This is a genomic window from Microbacterium sp., from assembly GCF_047607465.1.
Classification (GTDB): domain Bacteria; phylum Actinomycetota; class Actinomycetes; order Actinomycetales; family Microbacteriaceae; genus Microbacterium.
Genome location: NZ_JASGCY010000092.1, coordinates 15,127 through 35,627 on the forward strand (window position 1 = coordinate 15,127; position 20,501 = coordinate 35,627).

The window sequence follows — 20,501 nt, forward strand, 5'->3', positions numbered from 1 at the left end:
GTTCGTATGATCCGGGGGTGTTGTCGCCGGTCGCAGAGGCGTCGGGTGACTGCTGATAGGGACACGGCCGAACCGCTCGCGGTTCAGGTCTCTTCGTAATGTGGGTGCCAGGACCGGACGTCGTGACAGCGGCCGGGAACGACAAGACGAGGAGGCCCGGCGCGGATGGTCGAGCAGCTGATCGATACGACGGACATCCAGGTGTGGTGCGGCTTGGATGTCGGCAAGGAAGAGCACCACGCGTGCGCGCTCGACCACGCCGGGAACCGGTTGTTCGACAAGCCGCTGCCGCAGGACGAGACAAAGCTCCGTGAGGTGTTCACCGGCCTGCAACGACACGGCAGGGTGCTGGTGGTCGTGGACCAGCCCAACACAATCGGCGCTCTGGCTGTCGCCGTCGCACGGGACTCGGGCTGCGAGGTCGCCTACCTGCCCGGTCTGGCGATGCGCAAGGCCGCCCAGCTGCTGCCCGGCGACGCGAAGACCGACGCGAGAGACGCGTTCGTCATCGCGACGACGGCACTGAAGATGCCTGACACGCTGCGAGCCGTCGACCGCGACAGCGAGGTGCTCGCGTCCTTGAAGGTACTCGCCGGATATGACGACGACCTCGCCCGCGAGTCCACCCGATCGATCAACCGGCTCCGGTCCCTGCTGCTGCAGATCCACCCCGCGCTGGAGCGCATGTTCGCGGGCACGAGGCTGACCAACAAGCTCTCCCTCGACCTGCTGGCCCACTACGGCGGCCCGACTGGGCTCGCGAAGGCGGGACCGGCAAGAGTGAAGGCGTGGGCGCGGAAGACCAAGCACCGCGGAGTCGACAAGCTCGTCGACGACGTGTTCGCCGCGCTCGGACAGCAGACCGTGACAGTGATCGGCACCGCCGCAGTCGAGACGATCGTGCCCCGCGTCGCGGAACAGATCAAGACACTCAAAACCCAGCGCGCCGAGCTCGCCGCCGAGGTCGAGAGGCTGCTTGATGACTTCCCTCTTCGCGACGTCTTGATCTCGATGCCAGGAGTCGGGACCAAGACGGCAGCCACCATCCTCCTGGCCATCGGAGACGCCTCCGCATTCCCGACCGCAGGACACCTCGCCGCCTACGCCGGCATCGCCCCCGTGACACGCCGCTCCGGGAAATCGATCCGCGGCGAACATCCCGCCAGATCCGGCAACAAGCAACTCAAGAACGCCCTGTTCCGCTCCGCCTGGGTCGCCTCCACCTGCGACCCCGAATCGGCCGCCTACTACCAACGCAAACGCGCCCAGGGGAAGAAGCACAACGCCGCAGTCATCTGCCTGGCCCGACGTCGTTGCGACGTCATCCACGCCATGCTCAAGACCGGCACGCTCTACCAGCCCCGCAACCACGAGGAACTCCCCGCCGCAGCTTGACAAAACCATAGGGACACATTCGTGGCCTGCCCGCCCGGTCATCGCCGCCGTGCTTCGGCCGGCCTCGATCGCCGCAGGCACTTCGGCGCCCGTTCGGTGAGCGGTCTCGGCCGTCACGGCGCGGTCATGGAGAATGCCCCCGCCGCGCATGACAACGGTGACGTGGTCGACGAGGCCGCGGTCGACCAGCTGCTCCACCGTCCTCGGCGCAGCTTCATAGGCGCTCTCGTGCGCAGCAGAGGGCGTCCACCGGTTCAGATCCGTACCAGAACCGTCCCCGAGGTAGCGCGTGACGGTCCCGAGAGCGGAGACGGCGCCCGGAACGGCGAGCACGCGCGCTTCGACCCGGTAGCCTTCCGCGCGGAACGCGGCCGCCGTGGCCTCGACCACGGGGAGTTGCCGCATCGTCGTCTCCAGGATGACGCTGCGGCGCTCTGCGCGGAGGTAGTCGGCGGCCATGCCGACCCACGCGCCGGAGGCCTGCGCGGTAACGTGCGGCATGGCGAGCGGGTCGCTGCGCATCAGGGCATCGTAGTCCGGATGGAAGGCACGTAGATCGTCACCGATGACGGGCACCGCACCGGGCCGGTCGCTGTGTACGTCCGCGATCGCACGCGACTTGCCGGCTCCCGGCTGGGCGCCGACGAAGACGACGGAAGGGTGCAGCTCGGCGGCGCCACCGGTAGTCAGTGTGGGCGCGATGTCCCGATCGAAGATCTCGCGCAGCTCGTCCGCGCTGAGATCATCCCTCCAACTCACGCCGTCGCGCGCAGTTGGCGCAGACGCGACCGGTACTCTTCGGTCTTCGCCGTGATCGTCGCGAAGTCCGAACCACGCACGCTGTTCACGTCCTGCCACAGGGCGATATGCGCAGCCGTGGCTGCCTCGCGGGCAGCATCCGTGTCAGCATTCCGCGCGAGCCAGATGTACGCCCCGCGCAACTCTGTTGCCGTCTCGCGCATGATGTCGTAGATCATCGGGTCGAAATCCACGATCTCGGGGGCGACTGCCGTCTTAGCCATGAGATCCCCTTGCATCTACCTCTCCAGTGTACGCCGCGCCTCCGACAGCGCCCTCGGAGCGCCCGGCGCGCTGATCGAGGTACCCGCGACGGCGCACCGCCGCGCTCACGCGAGCGCGAGGCCGATCGCGGTGACGCCGACGGCGAGCAGCGGCAGCGTGCCCTGCATCGCCGCGGCGCGCGCCTTCGAGCGATCGGAGAGCACGAGCACGAGAGCGGCCGCGAGCATCATGCCGGTCCCGGCGAACACGAGCGTGAGCCCGACGGTCTGCGCGCCGACGATCACGAGCCCGATACCGAGGAGGGCCGTCAGCGCCAGGAACAGGTTGTAGAACCCCTGGTTGAAGGCGAGCTGCTTCATCGTGACGGCATCCGCTTCGCTGCGCACGCCGAAGATCTTCCGCGTCTCCGGTTCGGTCCACTTCAGCGACTCGAGCGCGAAGATGAAGACGTGGAAGGCGGCGGCAGCAGCGGCCAGGACGAGTCCGATGATGAGCATGACTCGATTCTGCCATCGGGGTTCAGAGTCGGGGTTCAGAGGAGGAACACCGGCAGCAGACCAGGGTTGTGCGCATGCACGAGCACGCCGAACACGACCGCGTCGAAGAGCAGATGCACGGTGACGACGTATGCGAGCGAATGCGTGCGAACGAAGATGAACCCCTGCAGCAGGGCGAACGGGATCGTCAGCACGGGCCCCCATGCCTGATAGCCCAGCTCCCAGAGGAACGACACGAAGACGATCGCCTGGAGGACGTTCGCCGCGGCATCCGAAAAATGCCGGCGCAGCAGCGCGAACACCGTGCAGATGAAGAACAGCTCGTCCCAGATGCCGACGGCCCCCACGCCGACGAACAGCCGCGCGATCAGCGACGGCGTGTCCACGACCGGCCAGTTCTGGTAGACCCCGCTGGTGATGAAGTAGAACGGCAGGATCAGCCATCCCAGCGCGATCACGGCGATCAGCCATCCCCACTGCAGGCGACTCCAAGGGCGGCGGGCGCGCCACGGAAAGCCGATCGCCCTGTCGCGGAAGACGTACCGCGACACGAGATAGGGCACGGCCACGGCGCTGCCCAGCGCCAGCGTGAACCGCAGCATCGCCAGGTCGTCGAGCTCGGCGGCGAGCGGAATGACGCTGACGATGAGCAGACCCAGCGCGATCAGCGAGAGGTCGCGGGTGAGAGAGGGCGCTCGGCGGATGCCGATCTCCTGCGCGGTCTCGCGGCGTGCTCCCATGCTCACGACCCGGTCGGGGACGGCCCTGCGGCGGCGCTCGATGAGCCAGGCGAGGCCGAGACCCGCCGCGAGGAGCACCCATCCGAGCCAGGCGGTCCGCAGCACGAAGAAGGCGGGCGCGGCGGCGCAGACGAGCAGCGCGGGCGCGATCGCGGGCCGGACGTCCGCGACGCCGTCCCCCGTCGTCATGCCCGTGCGACGCGCCGGTACACGAGGTCGCGGATCTCCCGCCCCTTGACGATCCCCTTGCGCTCGAACGCCGTCATCACCCGGCCGTCGAACCGTGCCGCCCACTCCCCCTCGAACGTGCGCTCGAACAGCGGGTCCGCGTCGAGCACGTCGCGCATCTGCAGCGCGTACTCCTCCCAGTCGGTGGCCAGGCGCAGCAGACCCCCGTCCCGCAGCGCGCGGGCTGCGGTGGCGCCGAAGCCGTCGCGGACGAGCCGGCGCTTGGTGTGCTTCTTCTTGTGCCACGGATCGGGGAAGAAGATCCACACCTCGGACGCCGCACCCTCGGGCAGATACGAGGAGAGCACCTCGGGTGCGTTCGCCTCGACGACGCGCAGGTTGCGGGCCCCGGCACGATCGGCGTCGAGCATCGTGCGAGCGAGGCCGGCGCGGAAGACCTCCACCGCGAGGAAGTCGTCTCCTGGACGCGATGAGGCCGCCGCGACGATGGCGTGCCCCTGCCCGGAGCCGATCTCGACGTACAGGTCGGCGTCTCGACCGTATTCGGATGCCGGATCGAGGCGGGCCTGGGGATGCACGGAGGTCCAGGCGACGTCGCGGGGCACGTCCAGCAGGTAGAGCGGCGCGAGCTCCTCGAAGGCCCGCTCCTGCGCATCGGACATCCGTCCGCTGCGGCGCACGAACGACACCGGCTCATCACGGAAGGTACGGGGTTCGGGCATTCTTCCAGGGTACCGGGGCGGCCCGAGGCGCTCAGCGCCCCGCGGGCTCCGTCACGAAGTCGATGAGCTCCTCGACGCGGCCGATCAGCGCGGGCTCCAGGTCGCGGAAGGTGGTCACCTTCGACAGGATGCGCTGCCACGCGAGCCCGGTGTCGGCCGGGGTCTCGTACGGCCAGCCGAACGCCCGGCAGATCCCCGTCTTCCAGTCGGTTCCGCGCGGGATCTCCGGCCATTTCGCGATGCCGAGCGCTCGCGGCGTCACGCACTGCCAGACGTCGACGAAGGGATGCCCGACGATGCGCACATGCCTGCCGTGCGGGCCGCGCGCGACGGCATCCGCGATCCGCGACTCCTTGGACTCTGGGACGAGGTGGTCGACGAGCACCCCGTAGCGCCGGGTGGCGCTCGGCGGCTCGGCAGCGAGGAGTTCGTCGAGCAGGTCGATCCCCTGCAGGAACTCCACGGCCACGCCCTCGACACGCAGATCCGCCCCCCATACCTTCTCGACGAGTTCGGCGTCGTGCTTGCCCTCGACGAAGATGCGGCTCGGCAGCGCGACCCGCGCGCGCTGGTCAGCCACCGCGAAAGATCCGGATGCCGTGCGGCGCGGGCCCTGCACCGCCGCCTTCGGCGGGACGAGCCTGACGGGCCTGCCCTCGACGAGGAATCCGCCGCCGAGCGGGAACAGACGACGACGCCCCTTCCAGTCCTCGAGCTCCACAGCGCCGGCCTGCACCTTCGTCACCGCACCGCAGAACCCGTCGGCCGCAACCTCGACGACGAGGTCAGCGTCGGCCACCACCTCGGGCACCGGCCGCACCCCGCGCTCGCGCCACCCGGCGGCGAGCACGTCCGATCCGTATCTGTCGTCCATGCCTTCCAGGGTATGCGTCTGCGCTGATGGCGAACGCTCTTCCCCCGCGGAGATCTGTCGCGTGTCGGCGCCAGTGCATAGACTCGACCCATGTGGCACGACTGCCTCTCGGAGGGACGCGCATGAGGACTCGCTGGCTCGCACCGTGGGCGCTGGCGGCCGCGGTTCTGTTCGGCGTGTTCAGCGCGAGCGCCGCCTCCGCCACCGATCCCGTCGACCTCGACCCCGGCTATGTCACCGACGACGCCGGCGTGCTCAGCGCCGCCGAGGAGAGCAGCGCCGAGGCACGCCTGCAGACCCTCACCGAGAACTCCACAGCCGATCTGTTCGTCGTTCTCGTCGACGACTTCACCTCGCCCTCCGACTATGTCGTATGGGCCGACACGGTCGCTGAGAACAACAACCTCGGCCCTGAGCAGTACCTGCTCGCGATCGCCACAGAGGGGCGCAGCTACTACATCTCTGCCGCCCAGGGCGGACCGCTCAGCGACAGCAGGCTCGACGACATCGAGGAGAAGATCCAGCCGCTGCTGGCGCAGGACGACTGGGCCGGGGCGATCACGCTCGCGGCCGACGAGATCCAGGGCGACGGCGGAGCAGGGACGATGCGCATACTCTTCACGATCGCCGCGATCGTTGCTATCGCCCTTGTGGTCTTGCTCGTCATCGTGCTCATCATGCGAGCAAGGCGCAAGGCCGCTGTTCGCAAGCGGGGCGCAATGCCCGAGACGCCAGATCCCGCCGACCCGTTCTCGAGTATGACCGACGAGCAGGTGCAGAAGCAGGCTGGTGCCGCCCTCGTCCAGGCGGACGACGCCCTCACCTCGAGCACGGAGGAGCTCGGCTTCGCCGTCGCCCAGTTCGGCGACGAAGCCACGGCCGAGTTCACCGCCGTGATCGACCGCGCCAAGGCGAAGATAGCCGAGGCCTTCGAGCTCAAGCAGAAGCTCGATGACGAGATCGAGGACACCGTCCACGACCGCCGCGCCTGGCACATCCGCATCATCCAGCTCTGCGACGAGATCGACGACATCCTCGACGACAACACCGAAGCCTTCGACGCGCTGCGCAAGCTCGAGCAGAACGCACCGCAGGAGCTCGAGCGCGTCCGCGCCGAGCGCGCAGCGCTGCAGCCCGTGCTCGCCGGAGCGGCCCCTGCTCTCGCCGGCCTCGCGGCCGCATACGACCAGACGGTGCTGGCGTCGGTCGCCGACAACCCGGCGCAGGCGCAGAACCGCGCCGACCTCGCCGACCGGTCGATCGAGGCCGCGGCCCAGGCGATCGCGGGGTCGCAGAGCGGCCCAGCCGCCTTCGCGATCCGCACGGCGGAGCAGTCGATCGCGCAGGCCACCCAGCTGGTCACGGCGATCACGACGCTCGGCTCCGAGCTCACAGCCATCGAGACGCAGGCGCGGGCTCTCGTGGCCGAGCTCCAGGGCGACATCGGCGCCGCGCAGCAGCTTCCGGACCCGGGCGGCACGATCGCCCAGGCCATCGCCGCCACCCAGCAGCAGCTGCAGATCGCCCAGGCGGGTCTCGACGGCGCATCGCGCAACCCCCAGCGGGTGCTCGATGCGCTCACCGCTGCGAATGCCCAGATCGACGCCGCCATCGCGCAGGGCAGGGAGAGCGTGGAGAGCACACGGCGCGCCCAGCAGCTCCTCGAGCAGACCCTCGCGCAGGCCGACTCCGAGATCCGCTCGGCCAGGGACTTCATCCAGACCCGGCGAGGCGGCATCGGCAGCACGGCGCGGACGAGACTGGCTCAGGCCGAGGCGGCGTTGAGCCAGGCCCAGAGCCTGCGTACGACGAGCACCGAGCAGGCGCTGTCCGCCGCGCGCAGCGCACTCGATCTCGCCCGCTCCGCCTCCTCCTCCGCCCAGTCCGACGTGTCCTCCTACGACACCGGCTGGAGCAGCAGCTGGAGCAGCGGCCCCTACGGCGGCTCCCGCGACAGCAGACTCGGCGGCGACATCCTCGGCGGCATCATCGGCGGGCTCCTCTCCGGAGGAGGAGGCGGCGGCTCGTCGCACCGCAGCAGCAGCTGGCGCTCCAGCGGAGGTGGCGGATTCCGCAGCTCCGGATTCGGCGGCGGTGGCGGCGGCAGCAGGTTCAGCGGCGGCGGGCGCTCCGGCCGATCCGGCCGGTCCGGCGGCGGACGCTTCTGATTTCCATAGGCGCACAAGTAAAGATCTCGATCAGGACCCTCTGAAAGGAAACCGAATGACCAAGCAATCCATCTTCGGACGAATCTCGACCCTCGTCCGCGCGAACATCAACGCACTCCTCGACGCCGCCGAGGATCCGCAGAAGATGATCGACCAGCTCGTGCGCGATTACACGAACAACATCGCCGACGCCGAGTCGGCGATCGCCGAGACCATCGGCAACCTGCGCCTGCTCGAGCGCGACCACGAAGAAGACGTCCAGGCGGCCACAGAGTGGGGCAACAAGGCCCTCGCCGCCAGCCGCAAGGCCGACGAACTGCGTGCAGCGGGCAACGCCGCCGATGCCGACAAGTTCGACAGCCTCGCCAAGATCGCCCTGCAGCGCCAGATCAGCTCCGAGCGCGAGGCCTCCGCGGCCGAGCCGCAGATCGCGGCGCAGACCGAGATCGTCGACAAGCTCAAGGACGGCCTCAACGGCATGAAGGAGAAGCTCGGCGAGCTGAAGAGCAAGCGCAGCGAGCTCCTCGCGCGCGCGAAGGTCGCCGAGGCGCAGAGCAAGGTGCACGATGCGGTCAAGTCGATCAACGTGCTCGACCCCACCAGCGAGCTCGGCCGGTTCGAGGACAAGGTCCGCCGCCAGGAGGCCCTCGCCCAGGGCAAGGCGGAGCTGGCCGCGTCCAGCCTGGACGCGCAGTTCGAAAGCCTCGAGGACATCGGCGAGCTCACCGAGGTCGAGGCGCGCCTCGCGGAGCTGAAGTCGGGCGGCGCTGCGCGTCAGGCCATCGAAGGTTCCTGATCCGTCCCGCGGATGCCTCGGGCCGTCCGGTTCGAGGCATCCGCTCTTCCTCGGAGGCCCCATGGCTCGTTTCGTCGTGGTTCCGCAGTGGCAGGGCTCGCCGTCGACCCGCGCCATGCTCCTCGTCGACGGTGCAGCGGCCATCGCCGGTGATCTGCCCCGCGCGGCGACGACCATCCTCGACGTGCCCGTCGAAGCCGGCGAGTCGCTGGGCACGGGCGTGCGACGGCTGAGCGCGCTGCTGCGCACCCGCGAGATCGTCGCCGAGGCGATGACGACCGGCACGGTGATCATCGGCGGGGACTGCAGCGTGACCGTCGCCGCCCTCGCCGCGCTCCCCGGCGGCACCGACGACGTCGCCGTGGTCTGGTGCGACGCCCACGGCGATCTGCACGCGCCGGACAGCTCCCGATCGGGCGCCTTCGCCGGCATGGCCCTGCGCGCCGTCCTCGGCGAGGGCGAGCCGCAGCTCGCGCTGCACCCGGGCATCGCCCGCGAACGGGTGGTGACCGTGGGGATGCGGGAGCTCGACGAACCGGAGGAGCAGTCCTTCGAGGCGTTGCGACGCCTGGGGGCGGCCGACCTGGAGCAGGCGGATGCTCTCGCCGATGCCGTCGCCGCGACCGGGGCCGCCCGGGTCTGGGTGCACATCGACGTCGATGTGCTCGACCCGTCGGAGATCAGCGGCGTGCCCGAGGCGGTGCCCTTCGGTCTGAGCACGGCAGCGCTCAGCGCGGCGATCCGGCGACTGCGCGAGCGCGTCCCGCTCGCGGGCGCGACGATCGCCGGCTTCGCGCCGCGCTCCCCCGCCGACGCCGTCGACGACCTCGGCGCTCTCCTGAGACTCGTCGGCGCCGTCGCGTGAGCGCCGACTGGCGCCCCGCCGCCGACGCCGCCCTCGCGCGGGGTCGGCGCTTCGACCGGCGCATCCCCTCTTTTCTGCTGCGATCGCCGATCAGCCGCGTCGGCTACTGGTGGGCAACGCTCATCGGCTGGATCTGGGGGTCGATCTGGAGCACCGGTCCGGTGCAGCGTCGCGAGGGGCTATGGGTCTTCCGCGGCATGCCGGCATGGACCTACAACCGCGGTGGCGTCTGCGTCGGCGGATGCTTCCTCACCGGTGATACCGACCCGAGCGCCGCCGTGCTGCAGCACGAGGCCGTGCACAAGGCGCAGTGGCTGCGCTACGGCTTCCTCATGCCGGTGCTCTACCTCTTCGCCGGGCGTGATCCGCTGCGCAACCGCTTCGAGATCGAAGCGGGTCTCGAAGACGGCAACTACGTGCGCCGTGCGACAGGCTCGCGCCCTTCAACGAGCTCGCGCCCTCAGACAGCGTCAGAGACCCCGCGGATCAGCGGCTGAGGAGCCCGAACCGCTCGGGCGCCTGGATGCGCGAGGCATCGATGCCGAGTGCGTCGGTGAGGTGATCGATGATGTCGGCGGTGCCGAGGAAGCCGCCGAGCAACGTGATGTGCGTCTCGATCTCGTCGTCGCAGAGCATCTCGTCGGCCCACGCGCAGGCGGCGCGCGCGAGCGCCTGCCCCGCAGCACAGGCGCGGCCCGTGCCGGGAGCACCCGAGCGGTCGCCGCGGGCCAGCCACGTCACCGTCATGCGTGCGGGCGCGTCGATCCGGGAGATCTGGGCGGCATCGGCGACCTCGATGAACACACGGCCGGAGGCGCACAGCGGAAGCGTCGCGAGGAACGTCTCGAGCTCGAGCAGCGAGTGCTCGTCGGCCGTGACCAGGTGGTGCGAACGACGACGAGCAGCACGGCGCTCGGAGCGCGTGATGCGAGTGTCGATGGAGGTCTGCATGATGCCCCCATTCTAGCACCGAGTGAAGGCATGCCTAACCTTTTCTGGGCGAAACGGGGTAACGGCCGGCGATCACGACGCGGTTGAAGGCATTAATGGAGACCGCCGCCCAGCTCAGGGCCGCGTACTCCGCCTCGGTGAACACGCCCAATGCTCTGTCGTAGACCTCGTCGGAGACGCCCTCCTCCGAGATGAATGTGAACGCCTCGGCCAGTTCCAGGGCGGCGCGCTCGCGTTCGGAGAAGACGCCGCTCTCGCGCCAGCAGGCGACCTGCATCAGCGTGTCGGCGTCGATGCCGGCGGCGAGGGCGCGGTCGACGTGCAAGCGCGTGCAGTAGCTGCACCCGTTGAGCTGGGAGCAGTGGATCATCACCAGCTCCTTCAGGCGCTCCTCGATCCCGTTCGATCGGCAGATCTCGCCGACCGTGCGCGCGAACTCGTCCAGCGCGCGATAGGCCGCAGGCTGGGTCTTCGACAGGTGCACCCGTGTCTCGCTCATGGACCCATGCTATTTCCGACCCGTGCTGTTTCCTCCCTCGTCGAGCATTCCGCTCTACGGTTTTCACGAAGAGCGACTCCGAGAGGAGAATATGCAGGTGCTGTCCGACAACACCGAGTTCCGGTATCTTCCCGCGCAGGCCGATGCCATCGGCGTCCCCCTGCCTCCCGTCGAACGACTCGCCATCGAGCTCCCCGACGGCCGCATCCTCAGCGCGCTGCGCTTCGGCGATGGCGCGCCCGAGATCACGCTGCTGCACGGCGCGGGCCTCAACGCCCACACCTGGGACACGACGGCGCTCGCGCTGCAGCATCCGCTGCTGGCCGTCGACCTCGCCGGCCACGGCGATTCGTCCTGGCGCGATGACGCCGACTACGGCGCGAGGACCCTCGCGGCGGATCTGATCCCCGCGCTGGAAGCGTGGACCGCACGCCCTCAGCTCGTCGTCGGCCAGTCGCTCGGCGGGCTCACCGCCGCCGCTCTCGCCGCCGCGCGCCCCGACCTCGTCGCAGGGGTCGTCATCGTCGACATCACCCCCGGCGTCGATGTGAGCGCGGGGCCCGCGGCGCTGCGCGCCTTCTACGAGGGGCCGACCGACTTCGCCACGCGCGAAGAACTCGTCGATCGTGCGATCGCCGCGGGTCTGGGCGGCTCGCGCGCGGAGACCGAGCGCGGCGTGTTCCTCAACACCCGCGAGCGCCCTGACGGCCGCATCGAGTGGAAGCACCACTTCGCCCATCTGGCGGCGCAGGCCCTCGCCGCGCCGGCGCCTGATCCCGGTGCCGCGCCGGCATCCGCCCCCGGTGCCGCGCCGCCGGCATCCGCTCCCCTGCTGCGCGACGACGGCTGGGAGGACCTCGCGGCGACCGTCGCACCGATCACTCTGGTGCGCGCCACGAAGGGCTTCGTCACCGCGGCAGACGCCGCCGCGTTCGCCCGCCGCGTGCCGGACGCCGCCATCGTCGAGATCGACGCCACCCACAACGTGCAGGAGACCGCGCCGGTCCAGCTCGCCCGACTCATCGGCGGCGCACTGTGACGCTTCGTTCCGCTCTTCACCCGCATCCGCTCATCCGTTCCCTAGGCTCGTCCCACCGGCACACAGCATCTGCCGAACCGAGAGGAAAATCCATGTTCCGTGGTACCCGACGACTCGCACTGGTCTCCGCGATCGCGACCGCCGCCATGCTCCTCACCGCGTGCTCCGGCGGCGGCGCCCCCGAGCCGAGCCCCACGTCGGCGGGAGAGCCCGACCCCGACGCCACCCTGCACGTCGGCCTCGTGCTCGCCCCGACGAACTTCGACATCCGCCACACCTCGGGCGCGGCACTCGAGCAGGTGCTCATCGACAACATCTACGAGGGCCTCGTCACCCGCACCCCGGAGAACGAGATCGTCACGAAGCTGGCATCCGACTACGACATCTCCGACGACGGCCTCACCTACACCTTCACCCTCAACGAGGGCATCACATTCCACAACGGCACCCCTCTCACCTCGGCGGACGTCGTGGCCTCGTACGAGACGGTGCGCACGGATCCCACCGTGCAGGGCAACGCTGAGTTCGCCGACATCGCCTCGATCACGGCGGTCGACCCTGCGACGGTCGTCATCGTCCTGAACACGCCGAACCAGAACTTCCTGTTCAGTCTCACCGGCCCCGCCGGCCTCGTGTTCCAGAGCGGCGACACCACCGACCTGCAGACGGCCGAGAACGGCACCGGCCCCTTCACCATCACCCGCTGGAACAAGGGCAACGCGCTCACCCTCTCCCGCTACGACGCCTACTGGGGAGACGAGGCCGGAGTCGCCGAGGTCGACGTGCAGTACATCGACGACTTCAGCGCCGGCGTGAACGCGGCGATCGCCGGCAATGTGCAGGTGCTCACCGCGGTCGACCCGAACCTCGTGTCGCAGTTCGATGGCACCGACTTCACCCTGACGACCGGGCGCACCACCGACAAGGCGACCCTCGCCTTCAACAACGCCAAGGCGCCCCTCGACGACCCGCGCGTCCGCGAGGCGCTGCGACTGGCCATCGACCGCGAAGCGCTCATCGAGGCCGTGGGCGCAGGGCAGGCGCTGTACGGTCCGATCCCCGAGCTCGACCCCGGCTACGAGGATCTCTCCGACGTCGTCTCCTACGACCCCGAGAAGGCACGCGAGCTGCTCGCGGAGGCGGGCCAGGAGGACCTCGAGCTCACCCTGACGATCCCCAGCTTCTACGGAACCACGGTGCCCAAGGTGCTCATCTCCGACTACGAGAAGATCGGCGTCACGCTCGAGGTCGAGCCGGTGGAGTTCGCCGCCTGGCTCCAGGACGTCTACACCGACCACGACTACGATCTCAGCTTCGTGCTGCATGTCGAGCCGCGCGACTTCAGCAACTTCGCGAACCCGGACTACTACTTCGGATATGACAACGCCGAGGTCCAGGAGCTCTACGCACGCGCCCTCGCCACCGTCGATCCCGACGATTCCGCCGAGCTGCTAGCGGAGGCCGCGCGGATCGTCTCCGAGGACCACGCGGCCGACTGGCTGTACAACGGCGCCACCATCACTGCGGTCGGCCCCGAGGTCTCCGGCTTCCCGAAGGACTCGATCAACTCGCGGCTCGACCTCGCCGGAGTCACCGTCAGCGCCGAGAAGTAAGCAGGCGGTGCTCCGCTACGCGCTCACCCGAGGAGCCCTGCTGATCGCGGGGCTCCTCGTGTCGAGCGCGCTGATCTTCGTCACCCTGCGCGTGCTCCCCGGCGACGTGGCGCAGCTCATCGCCGGCACGCAGGCCTCCCGTGAGGAGGTCGAGGCGCTGCGCGAGTCGCTCGGCCTGAACGCACCGCTGGCGACCCAGTACCTCGACTGGATCGGCGGCATCTTCCGCGGCGATCTGGGCACCTCGCTGCTCTCCGGCGCCTCGGTGGGAGAGGAGATCGTCGAGAAGGCTCAGGTGACGGTGCCGCTGGGCATCCTCTCGCTGCTGATCGCCGCGCTCATCGCCGTGCCGTTCGGCATCCTCGCGGCCCTGCGCCGCGGGCGTCCAGCCGGCACCGCGCTCAGCGTGGCCGCGCAGGCGCTGGCCGCCGTGCCCGTCGTCTGGGCGGGGCTCATGCTCATCGTCGTCTTCTCCGTCTGGCTCGGTTGGCTGCCGCCGCAGGGCTTCCCCCGCACCGGCTGGGCGACCCCCGGCGCTGCGCTTGAGTCGCTCGTGCTGCCTGCACTGACGATCGGGGTGGTCGAGGGGGCCATGCTCATGCGCTTCGTCCGCAGCGCCACCCTCCAGGCGGCACGCGAGGACTTCGTGCGCACGGCCGCGGCCAAGGGGCTCAGCCGCACCCGCGCCCTCATCCAGCACGGCATCCCCGCCGTCGGCCTCTCGATCATCACGGTGCTGGGCCTGCAGATCGCCAGCATCATCGTCGGCGCCGTCGCGATCGAGCAGCTGTTCACCCTTCCCGGGATCGGGCGGATGCTCGTCGCCGACGTGGGCACGCGCGATCTCATCAAGGTCCAGAGCGAACTGCTGGTGCTCACCGGGTTCGTCCTCGTCGTCGGCTTCCTCGTCGATCTCCAGCACCACGTCATCGACCCCCGGCAGAGGGAGGCGGCATGAGCTCGTCGTGGCTGCGCCGCCTGTGGGCTGTCTCGACGGGACGCTTCGGGATCGTCGTCGCCTGCGTGATCGCCCTCACCGCGCTCGTGTCGATGCTGTGGACGCCCTTCGATCCGCAGGAGTCCACGATCAGAGACCGCTGGATGCCGCCGGGATGGCCGCATCTGCTGGGCACCGACGACACCGGTCGCGACATCCTCAGCCTCGTCATGGCAGGCTCCCGCACCACGGTGCTCGTCGCCGTCGGCGCCGGCCTCGTGGCCACCGTCGTCGGCGCCGTCCTTGCGGCCCTCGGCGCGCTCACCGCGCGCTGGCTGCGCGAGGCCGTCGCGGTGTTCGTCGACATCCTCATCGCCTTCCCCGTGCTGCTGATCGCGATGATGATCTCAGCGGTGTGGGGCGGATCGCTCTGGGTGGTGATCTGGTCGGTGGGCATCGGGTTCGGCGTGAACATCGCCCGCGTCACCCGTCCGGAGCTGCGCCGTGTGCAGCAGAGCGACTTCGTGCTCGCCGCGCGCGCGAGCGGCCTCACCTCCGGACAGAGCCTGTTCCGCCACCTGCTGCCGAACGTGGCGCCGGTGTTCATCGTGCAGCTGTCGTGGTCGATGGCCGTGGCCGTGCTCGCCGAGGCCGGACTGTCGTACCTCGGCTTCGGCGCCGCGGTCACCGAACCCAGCTGGGGCGTGCTGCTGGCCGACCTGCAGCGCTACATCGGCGTGCATCCGCTCTCGGTCCTCTGGCCGGGGCTCGCGATCACCCTCACCGTGCTCGCCCTGAACCTCCTCGGCGACGGCCTGCGCGAGGCGACCGACCCGACGCTGCGCCACCGTCGCGCCGAGACGCACACACCGGGGGTGATCGCGTGAGCCTGGTCGTCGAGCAGCTCTCGATCGCGTTCGACGGGCGCCGCGTCGTCGACGGGGTGTCGTTCGCGGTGCCGGACGGCGCGCGGATCGGCCTCATCGGCGAGTCCGGATCCGGCAAGTCCCTCACCGCCCTCGCGGTGCTCGGGCTGCTCCCCGAAGGGGCGACGGCGAGCGGCAGCATCCGCTGGGACGGCACCGAGCTGCTCGGCATGCGCGACCGCGACCTCGCACGCCTGCGCGGCGACGACATCGGCATCGTCTTCCAGGAGCCGCGCACCGCGCTCAACCCGATCCGCACCGTGGGGCGCCAGATCGCCGAGTCCGTGCGCATCCACGAGCGCATCAGCCGCCGCGACGCCCGCGATCGGGCCGTCGCCGAGGCCGCGCGCGTGCGCCTTCCTGATCCGGAGCGCATCGTCGACCGCTATCCGCACCAGCTCTCCGGGGGCCAGCGCCAGCGCGTCGCGCTCGCGATGGCACTCGCCTGCCGTCCGAAGCTGCTCATCGCCGACGAGCCGACCACCGCGCTCGACGTCACCGTGCAGGCCGAGATCCTCCGGCTGCTGCTCGACCTCGTCCGCGACGAGGGCATGTCGCTGCTGTTCATCACGCACGACCTCGCCGTCCTCGCCCAGGTCGCGACCACCGGCGCCGTACTCGAGCACGGCAGGGTGGTGGAGCAGGCACCGGTGTCGACGCTGCTCTCGGCCCCCGCGTCGCCGATCACCCAAGGCCTGCTGCGCGATGCGACGGCAACGCTGTGGCGACCGGAAGGAGAAGGCCGATGACGCTCATCGAGGCGCGCGGACTCCGGCGCGACTTCGTGCTCCGCGGGAGAGCCGCCCTCGGGCGCCCCCGTACGCAGACCGCGCTCGAAGCCACAGACCTCGACGTCGTCGCAGGATCGTCGGTGGGCATCATCGGCGAGTCCGGATCGGGCAAATCGACCCTCATCAAGCTGCTCCTCGGGCTCGACCGGCCCACCGCGGGAACCGTCGCGATCGACGGGAGGCCCGTCGACGCCGCGGCCTCCTCCCGCTCGCTGCACTGGCTGCGGCGCGCGAGCGGTCTCGTGCTCCAAGACCCCTACGCCTCGCTGGATCCGCGGATGACCGCGGGGCAGATCATCGGCGAGCCCCTGTGGGCGCTGCGCATCCCCGGCGACCACCGGGCCCGCGTCCGCGAGGTGCTGGTGCGCTTCGGCCTCGAACCCGACATGGCCGACCGCTACCCGCACGAGTTCTCCGGCGGGCAGCGCCAGCGCATCGCCCTCGCCCGCGCCGTCGTGCACCGCCCGCGCATCCTCGTCGGCGACGAGCCGCTGTCAGCGCTGGACGTGACCGTCAGGGCGCAGATCCTCGAACAGCTCCGCGGGCTCCGCCGCGACGACGGCCTCACCCTCCTCATCGTCTCGCACGACATCGGCGTCGTGCAGAACCTCTGCGACACCGTCGTCGTCATGAAGGACGGGCGCATCGTCGAACGAGGCACCACCGACGCCGTGCTGCGGCACCCGCAGCACGACTACACGAAGACGCTGCTCGCGGCGATCCCCGTCATCGGCTGAGCGGGTCAGCGTCCGAAAAGGCGCCGTCTGCCCACCGGCCTCAGCGCCTTCTTCATGTAGACGGTGCCGAGATCGCGGCCGAACTTGTGCCCGACCCTGCCCATGCGTCCCGCCTCGACGAAGCCGAGCTTCTCGTGCAGCCGGATCGATGCCTCCGCCTTGCTGTCGCTGATGACGGCGACCATCTCACGGATGCCGCGCTGCTCGCACGCCTCGATGAGCGCCTGCAGCAGCGCAGCCCCCAGCCCCTTGCCCCCGGCCCCTGGACCGAGATAGATCGAGTCCTCGACGGTGTAGCGGTACGCGTTCTTGCCCGCCCACGGCTGCGCGACGGCGTAGCCGAGCACGACGCCGCCGGGCGAGACCGCCACGAGGAACGGCAGCTCCAGCCGGGTGAGCACGGCGAACTTGTCGCGCCAGTAGGGGATGCTGCTGCGGCTGTCGTCGAGGGTCACGACCGAGTTACTGACGAAGTGGTTGTAGATCTCGCGGATGTGGGGCAGGTCCGCGGCGCGCGCCGGGCGGATGCTGTAGGAGAACACCGGCGGCTCCTGCACCGGACGCAGATGCCGCGGCAGCACCCGACGTCGCTCACCCGGTTCGAACTGCATGAGCTCAGCCTAGGCGCTGCTCCCCCGCGACGCACCAGTCGACGGCCTCGGCGCCCTGCCGCTCCAGCAGCGCGTTCGCGCGCGAGAACGGCCGGGACCCGAAGAAGCCGCGGCTGGCCGACAGCGGAGACGGATGCGCGGAGGCGATCACCGGGGTCGCCCCCAGCATCGGCTGGAGGTTGGCGGCGTCGCGCCCCCAGAGCACCGCGACGAGGGGGCGCTCCCGGGCGACGAGGGCGCGGATGGCGAGCTCGGTGACCTGCTCCCACCCCCATCCCCGGTGGGAGGCGGCGGCCCCGGGGCGGACGGTCAGCACCCTGTTCAGCAGCAGCACCCCCTGATCGCTCCAGGCGGTGAGGTCGCCGTGCGGGGCGGGCGGGATGCCGAGGTCGCTCTCGCGCTCCTTGTAGATGTTCGACAGGCTCCGCGGGAGCGGCCGCACCTCGCGATCCACGGCGAAGGAGAGGCCGATCGGATGCCCTGGTGTCGGATACGGATCCTGCCCGGTGATGAGCACCTTCACCTCGGACAGCGGCCGGCGGAAGGCCCGGAGCACGTGGGCGCCGGCGGGCAGGTAGCCGCGGCCCGCCGCTTGCTCCGCCCGCAGCCGATTGCCGAGCTCGGTGATGATCGGCTGCGCCGGCGCAAGCGCTTGCGCCCACCCCTGGTCGATCTCGCCGTCGGCGGCGAGCTGCTCGAGAGTGCGCGCCGGCATCAGAGCGCCGAACGGGCGCGCAGCGGGCCTCGGGCGAGGAGGTGGTTCGCCGACTGCGCCACCGGCCGCATCGTGATCGAGTCGAGGTTGACGTGCGCTGGCGCCCCCAGCGCGTAGGCGATGACGTCGGCGACGTCGGAGGCCCGCAGCGGCGCCTCGACACCGGAGTACACGGCCTGCGCGGCGACCGCGTCGCCGCGCAGCCGGTTGAGGGTGAACTCCTCGGTGTGCACCATGCCCGGCGCGACCTCGCACACGCGGATCGGCTCGCCGTTGAGCTCGAGCCGCAGGGCGCGCACGAGCATCGTCTCGGCGGCCTTCGCCGCGTTGTACCCGCCGCCGCCGGGGTAGGCGAACTGAGCCGCGGTCGAGGTGACGAACAGCGTGTCGGCATGTCCATCGGCGGATGCCGCGCGCCGCAGCGCCGGCAGGAAGCCCTTGACCAGGCGCTGGGTGGAGAGGACATTCGCCTCGTACATCCACTGCCAGTCCTCGGCCGTCGCGTCCTCGATGCGCTCCGTGCCGCGGGCGCCACCGGCGACCTGCACGAGCGCGTGCACGGGACCGGCCGCCTCGACCTCGGCCACGAGGGCGGCGACGGCATCCGGGTCGGTGAGATCGCAGGTCACCGCCTCGGCCCCGGTCTCGGCGGACAGCGCGGCCAGCCGGCCGGCGCGCCTGGCGACGCCGACGACCTCCCATCCGCGGGCGCGCAACGCGCGCACCGTCGCCGCCCCGATCCCCGTGCTCGCCCCGGTCACCACTGCTCGCCTCGTTGCCATGGCTCCACCGTATCGGGGAGAGCCCCGTTCCTGCCGAAGAGGGTGTTACGTCACATTTCCGGATCGTTGTTGACAGCGGTGCCGATTCCGTACTGTCGCAGCAACGGCATCCGCCACCCACCCGTTTCCGAGTTCCAGGGGGAACCACAATGTCCGCAGCCGAGACCTGGCGTTTCGAGACCAAGCAGATCCACTCCGGCGCCGCTCCCGACCCGGTCACCAAGGCGCGTGCGACGCCGATCTACCAGACCACCTCGTACGTCTTCGACAACGCGGACCACGCGGCGAACCTCTTCGCGCTCGCCGAGTTCGGCAACATCTACACGCGCATCCAGAACCCCACCCAGGATGTGCTCGAGCAGCGCCTCGCGGCTCTCGAGGGGGGCACCGGAGCCCTCGTGCTCTCCAGCGGACAGGCGGCGTCGACGTTCGCGATCCTGAACATCGCGCAGGCCGGCGACCACTTCGTCGCCTCCAGCTCGATCTACGGCGGCACCTACAACCTGTTCAAGTACACCCTCGCCAAGCTCGGCATCGAGGTCACCTTCGTCGAGAACCAGGACGACCCGGAGCAGTGGCGCCGCGCAGTACGCCCGAACACGAAGCTCTTCTTCGCCGAGACGATCGGCAACCCGCAGATCAACGTGCTCGACATCCAGACGGTCGCCGACCTCGCGCACGAGAACGGCGTGCCGCTGATCGTCGACAACACGATCGCGACGCCGTACCTGATCCGTCCCTTCGAGCACGGCGCCGACATCGTCGTGCACTCCGTGACGAAGTTCCTCGGCGGACACGGCACCACCATCGGCGGCGCCATCGTCGACGGCGGCCGGTTCGAGTGGTCGAAGCACGTCGAGAAGTTCCCGAGCCTCACCGAGCCCGACCCCTCGTACCACGGCGCCAGCTACACCACGGCGGTCGGCGACGCCCTCGCCTACATCATCAAGGCCCGCGTGCAGCTGTTGCGCGATCTCGGCTCCGCCATCGCCCCGCAGAGCGCGTGGAACCTCATCCAGGGCATCGAGACGCTCTCGCTGCGCATCGAACGCCACGTGCAGAATGCGCAGGAGATCGCCGAGTGGCTCGACAACCGTGACGACGTCGCGAGCGTCAACTACTCGGGCCTGCCGTCGTCGCCGTGGTACGCGACGGCGAACAAGTACGCCCCCAAGGGCGTCGGCGCCGTGCTCTCCTTCGAGCTGAAGGGCGGCGTGGAAGCCGGTCGCACCTTCGTGAACAACCTCACGCTGTTCAGCCACCTCGCCAACATCGGCGACGTGCGCTCGCTGGTCATCCATCCGGCATCGACCACCCACGCCCAGCTCACCCCGGAGCAGCAGCTCACCGCGGGTGTCACGCCTGGCCTGGTGCGGCTGTCGGTCGGCATCGAGAACATCGACGACCTCAAGGCCGACCTCGATGTCGCCCTCGCCGCCGCGCGCCGCGTCGCCGAGGCCGCCCGCGCCTGACGCGCTCCGCGCCCAGCATCCCTCTTGCAGCATCCCTCTTTCCGCCGACGCCCCATCTGCCCCGCCGCGCCCCACCTGCGCGACGTCTGCCAGGTGGGGCGTCGGCGCACAGGTGGGGCGTCGGCGCCGTAACGTGCGGGGCGAGGGCATCCGTTGACG

At 70.1% G+C, this 20,501-nt stretch carries 22 protein-coding genes and 1 pseudogene; 12 read left to right on the forward strand and 11 right to left on the reverse strand.

All coding sequences use genetic code 11. From position 1 onward, the window contains the following. Positions 1-165: 165 nt before the first annotated feature. The gene (locus QM568_RS13280; protein WP_415139621.1) at positions 166-1,395 is read left to right on the forward strand and encodes an IS110 family transposase; all 1,230 of its coding nucleotides are present in this window, start codon (positions 166-168) and stop codon (positions 1,393-1,395) included. 132 nt (positions 1,396-1,527) lie between these two features. On the opposite strand, the pseudogene QM568_RS13285 reads toward QM568_RS13280, so the two are convergent. The 6 genes and pseudogenes from QM568_RS13285 to QM568_RS13310 form a co-directional block, all read right to left on the reverse strand. Then, positions 1,528-2,253, reverse strand: a pseudogene (locus tag QM568_RS13285) (zeta toxin family protein); the annotation flags it as partial. Continuing rightward, on the reverse strand, positions 2,151-2,417 hold the full coding sequence (locus tag QM568_RS13290) for a hypothetical protein (RefSeq protein WP_415139623.1): 267 nt from the start codon (positions 2,415-2,417) through the stop codon (positions 2,151-2,153). The gene QM568_RS13290 and the pseudogene QM568_RS13285, both read right to left, overlap by 103 nt. Positions 2,418-2,522: 105 nt before the next feature. Beyond that, positions 2,523-2,915: a DUF1304 domain-containing protein gene (locus tag QM568_RS13295; RefSeq protein WP_415139625.1), complete on the reverse strand. Its 393-nt coding sequence runs from the start codon at positions 2,913-2,915 to the stop codon at positions 2,523-2,525. A gap of 35 nt (positions 2,916-2,950) precedes the next feature. Continuing rightward, positions 2,951-3,844, reverse strand: coding sequence for a CPBP family intramembrane glutamic endopeptidase (locus tag QM568_RS13300; RefSeq protein WP_415139627.1), 894 nt, complete (start codon positions 3,842-3,844; stop codon positions 2,951-2,953). Continuing rightward, positions 3,841-4,566, reverse strand: coding sequence for a tRNA (guanosine(46)-N7)-methyltransferase TrmB (trmB, locus tag QM568_RS13305; RefSeq protein WP_415139629.1), 726 nt, complete (start codon positions 4,564-4,566; stop codon positions 3,841-3,843). Before trmB ends, QM568_RS13300 begins: the two co-directional genes overlap by 4 nt. 31 nt (positions 4,567-4,597) lie before the next feature. Further along, positions 4,598-5,440 carry a DUF3097 domain-containing protein gene (locus QM568_RS13310; RefSeq protein ID WP_415139631.1) on the reverse strand — a complete coding sequence of 281 codons (843 nt, stop codon included), beginning with the start codon at positions 5,438-5,440 and terminating at the stop codon, positions 4,598-4,600. Between the two features lie 122 nt (positions 5,441-5,562). Here QM568_RS13310 and QM568_RS13315 point away from each other — a divergent pair, with 122 nt between their 5' ends. From QM568_RS13315 to QM568_RS13330, 4 genes are all read left to right on the forward strand, one after another. Next, a complete protein-coding gene (locus QM568_RS13315) occupies positions 5,563-7,608 on the forward strand; it encodes a TPM domain-containing protein (RefSeq protein ID WP_415139633.1) in 2,046 nt (681 codons plus the stop codon). Positions 7,609-7,663: 55 nt separating this feature from the next. Then, a complete protein-coding gene (locus QM568_RS13320; protein ID WP_415139635.1) occupies positions 7,664-8,404 on the forward strand; it encodes a PspA/IM30 family protein in 741 nt (246 codons plus the stop codon). Between the two features lie 61 nt (positions 8,405-8,465). Then, entirely contained in the window at positions 8,466-9,269 is an 804-nt protein-coding gene (locus tag QM568_RS13325; protein ID WP_415139637.1) for an arginase family protein, read from the forward strand. Further along, the gene (locus tag QM568_RS13330) at positions 9,266-9,766 is read left to right on the forward strand and encodes a Fe-S oxidoreductase (RefSeq protein ID WP_415139639.1); all 501 of its coding nucleotides are present in this window, start codon (positions 9,266-9,268) and stop codon (positions 9,764-9,766) included. Before QM568_RS13325 ends, QM568_RS13330 begins: the two co-directional genes overlap by 4 nt. Here the strand turns inward: QM568_RS13330 and QM568_RS13335 are convergent. Both QM568_RS13335 and QM568_RS13340 read right to left on the reverse strand, forming a co-directional pair. Then, on the reverse strand, positions 9,756-10,220 hold the full coding sequence (locus QM568_RS13335; RefSeq protein ID WP_415139641.1) for an SIP domain-containing protein: 465 nt from the start codon (positions 10,218-10,220) through the stop codon (positions 9,756-9,758). The genes QM568_RS13330 and QM568_RS13335 overlap by 11 nt on opposite strands. A 34-nt stretch (positions 10,221-10,254) precedes the next feature. Then, entirely contained in the window at positions 10,255-10,719 is a 465-nt protein-coding gene (locus tag QM568_RS13340; RefSeq protein WP_415139643.1) for a carboxymuconolactone decarboxylase family protein, read from the reverse strand. Positions 10,720-10,810: 91 nt separating this feature from the next. Between QM568_RS13340 and QM568_RS13345 the strand changes: the two genes are divergently transcribed. The 6 genes from QM568_RS13345 to QM568_RS13370 all read left to right on the forward strand — a co-directional run bounded on the left by QM568_RS13345 (position 10,811) and on the right by QM568_RS13370 (position 16,762). Continuing rightward, on the forward strand, positions 10,811-11,758 hold the full coding sequence (locus QM568_RS13345; protein WP_415139645.1) for an alpha/beta fold hydrolase: 948 nt from the start codon (positions 10,811-10,813) through the stop codon (positions 11,756-11,758). A 92-nt stretch (positions 11,759-11,850) separates the two neighbouring features. Next, a complete protein-coding gene (locus QM568_RS13350) occupies positions 11,851-13,371 on the forward strand; it encodes an ABC transporter substrate-binding protein (RefSeq protein WP_415139647.1) in 1,521 nt (506 codons plus the stop codon). A gap of 7 nt (positions 13,372-13,378) precedes the next feature. Then, positions 13,379-14,329 carry an ABC transporter permease gene (locus tag QM568_RS13355; RefSeq protein ID WP_415139649.1) on the forward strand — a complete coding sequence of 317 codons (951 nt, stop codon included), beginning with the start codon at positions 13,379-13,381 and terminating at the stop codon, positions 14,327-14,329. After that, positions 14,326-15,195 carry an ABC transporter permease gene (locus QM568_RS13360; protein ID WP_415139651.1) on the forward strand — a complete coding sequence of 290 codons (870 nt, stop codon included), beginning with the start codon at positions 14,326-14,328 and terminating at the stop codon, positions 15,193-15,195. Before QM568_RS13355 ends, QM568_RS13360 begins: the two co-directional genes overlap by 4 nt. Next, positions 15,192-15,983: an ATP-binding cassette domain-containing protein gene (locus QM568_RS13365; protein ID WP_415139654.1), complete on the forward strand. Its 792-nt coding sequence runs from the start codon at positions 15,192-15,194 to the stop codon at positions 15,981-15,983. The genes QM568_RS13360 and QM568_RS13365 overlap by 4 nt, the downstream gene beginning before the upstream one ends. After that, the gene (locus tag QM568_RS13370) at positions 15,980-16,762 is read left to right on the forward strand and encodes an ABC transporter ATP-binding protein (protein WP_415139656.1); all 783 of its coding nucleotides are present in this window, start codon (positions 15,980-15,982) and stop codon (positions 16,760-16,762) included. Before QM568_RS13365 ends, QM568_RS13370 begins: the two co-directional genes overlap by 4 nt. A 5-nt stretch (positions 16,763-16,767) precedes the next feature. On the opposite strand, the gene QM568_RS13375 is transcribed toward QM568_RS13370, so the two are convergent. From QM568_RS13375 to QM568_RS13385, 3 genes are read right to left on the reverse strand one after another with little or no spacing between them, the layout of a single operon-like run. Continuing rightward, positions 16,768-17,373 (reverse strand): GNAT family N-acetyltransferase, encoded by a 606-nt coding sequence (locus QM568_RS13375; RefSeq protein WP_415139658.1) that lies wholly within the window; start codon positions 17,371-17,373, stop codon positions 16,768-16,770. 4 nt (positions 17,374-17,377) lie between these two features. After that, positions 17,378-18,088: a uracil-DNA glycosylase gene (locus QM568_RS13380; RefSeq protein ID WP_415139660.1), complete on the reverse strand. Its 711-nt coding sequence runs from the start codon at positions 18,086-18,088 to the stop codon at positions 17,378-17,380. After that, positions 18,088-18,870, reverse strand: a complete 783-nt coding sequence (locus QM568_RS13385) for an SDR family oxidoreductase (RefSeq protein WP_415139662.1) — start codon at positions 18,868-18,870, stop codon at positions 18,088-18,090. Before QM568_RS13385 ends, QM568_RS13380 begins: the two co-directional genes overlap by 1 nt. Before the next feature lie 149 nt (positions 18,871-19,019). On the opposite strand from QM568_RS13385, the gene QM568_RS13390 reads away from it, so the two are divergent. Next, positions 19,020-20,342 (forward strand): bifunctional o-acetylhomoserine/o-acetylserine sulfhydrylase, encoded by a 1,323-nt coding sequence (locus QM568_RS13390; protein WP_415139664.1) that lies wholly within the window; start codon positions 19,020-19,022, stop codon positions 20,340-20,342. Positions 20,343-20,501 lie beyond the last annotated feature (159 nt).

Excerpts from the sequence above, each read along its gene's own strand:
- QM568_RS13375 (WP_415139658.1), bottom strand. The coding sequence starts at position 17,373 with ATGCAGTTCGAACCGGGTGAGCGACGTCGGGTGCTGCCGCGGCATCTG.
- QM568_RS13340 (WP_415139643.1), bottom strand. The coding sequence starts at position 10,719 with ATGAGCGAGACACGGGTGCACCTGTCGAAGACCCAGCCTGCGGCCTAT.
- QM568_RS13335 (WP_415139641.1), bottom strand. The coding sequence starts at position 10,220 with ATGCAGACCTCCATCGACACTCGCATCACGCGCTCCGAGCGCCGTGCT.
- QM568_RS13350 (WP_415139647.1), top strand. The coding sequence starts at position 11,851 with ATGTTCCGTGGTACCCGACGACTCGCACTGGTCTCCGCGATCGCGACC.
- QM568_RS13295 (WP_415139625.1), bottom strand. The coding sequence starts at position 2,915 with ATGCTCATCATCGGACTCGTCCTGGCCGCTGCTGCCGCCGCCTTCCAC.
- QM568_RS13345 (WP_415139645.1), top strand. The coding sequence starts at position 10,811 with ATGCAGGTGCTGTCCGACAACACCGAGTTCCGGTATCTTCCCGCGCAG.
- QM568_RS13290 (WP_415139623.1), bottom strand. The coding sequence starts at position 2,417 with ATGGCTAAGACGGCAGTCGCCCCCGAGATCGTGGATTTCGACCCGATG.
- QM568_RS13370 (WP_415139656.1), top strand. The coding sequence starts at position 15,980 with ATGACGCTCATCGAGGCGCGCGGACTCCGGCGCGACTTCGTGCTCCGC.
- QM568_RS13385 (WP_415139662.1), bottom strand. The coding sequence starts at position 18,870 with ATGGCAACGAGGCGAGCAGTGGTGACCGGGGCGAGCACGGGGATCGGG.
- QM568_RS13360 (WP_415139651.1), top strand. The coding sequence starts at position 14,326 with ATGAGCTCGTCGTGGCTGCGCCGCCTGTGGGCTGTCTCGACGGGACGC.
- QM568_RS13380 (WP_415139660.1), bottom strand. The coding sequence starts at position 18,088 with ATGCCGGCGCGCACTCTCGAGCAGCTCGCCGCCGACGGCGAGATCGAC.
- QM568_RS13390 (WP_415139664.1), top strand. The coding sequence starts at position 19,020 with ATGTCCGCAGCCGAGACCTGGCGTTTCGAGACCAAGCAGATCCACTCC.
- QM568_RS13310 (WP_415139631.1), bottom strand. The coding sequence starts at position 5,440 with ATGGACGACAGATACGGATCGGACGTGCTCGCCGCCGGGTGGCGCGAG.
- trmB (WP_415139629.1), bottom strand. The coding sequence starts at position 4,566 with ATGCCCGAACCCCGTACCTTCCGTGATGAGCCGGTGTCGTTCGTGCGC.
- QM568_RS13280 (WP_415139621.1), top strand. The coding sequence starts at position 166 with ATGGTCGAGCAGCTGATCGATACGACGGACATCCAGGTGTGGTGCGGC.
- QM568_RS13325 (WP_415139637.1), top strand. The coding sequence starts at position 8,466 with ATGGCTCGTTTCGTCGTGGTTCCGCAGTGGCAGGGCTCGCCGTCGACC.
- QM568_RS13300 (WP_415139627.1), bottom strand. The coding sequence starts at position 3,844 with ATGACGACGGGGGACGGCGTCGCGGACGTCCGGCCCGCGATCGCGCCC.
- QM568_RS13320 (WP_415139635.1), top strand. The coding sequence starts at position 7,664 with ATGACCAAGCAATCCATCTTCGGACGAATCTCGACCCTCGTCCGCGCG.
- QM568_RS13315 (WP_415139633.1), top strand. The coding sequence starts at position 5,563 with ATGAGGACTCGCTGGCTCGCACCGTGGGCGCTGGCGGCCGCGGTTCTG.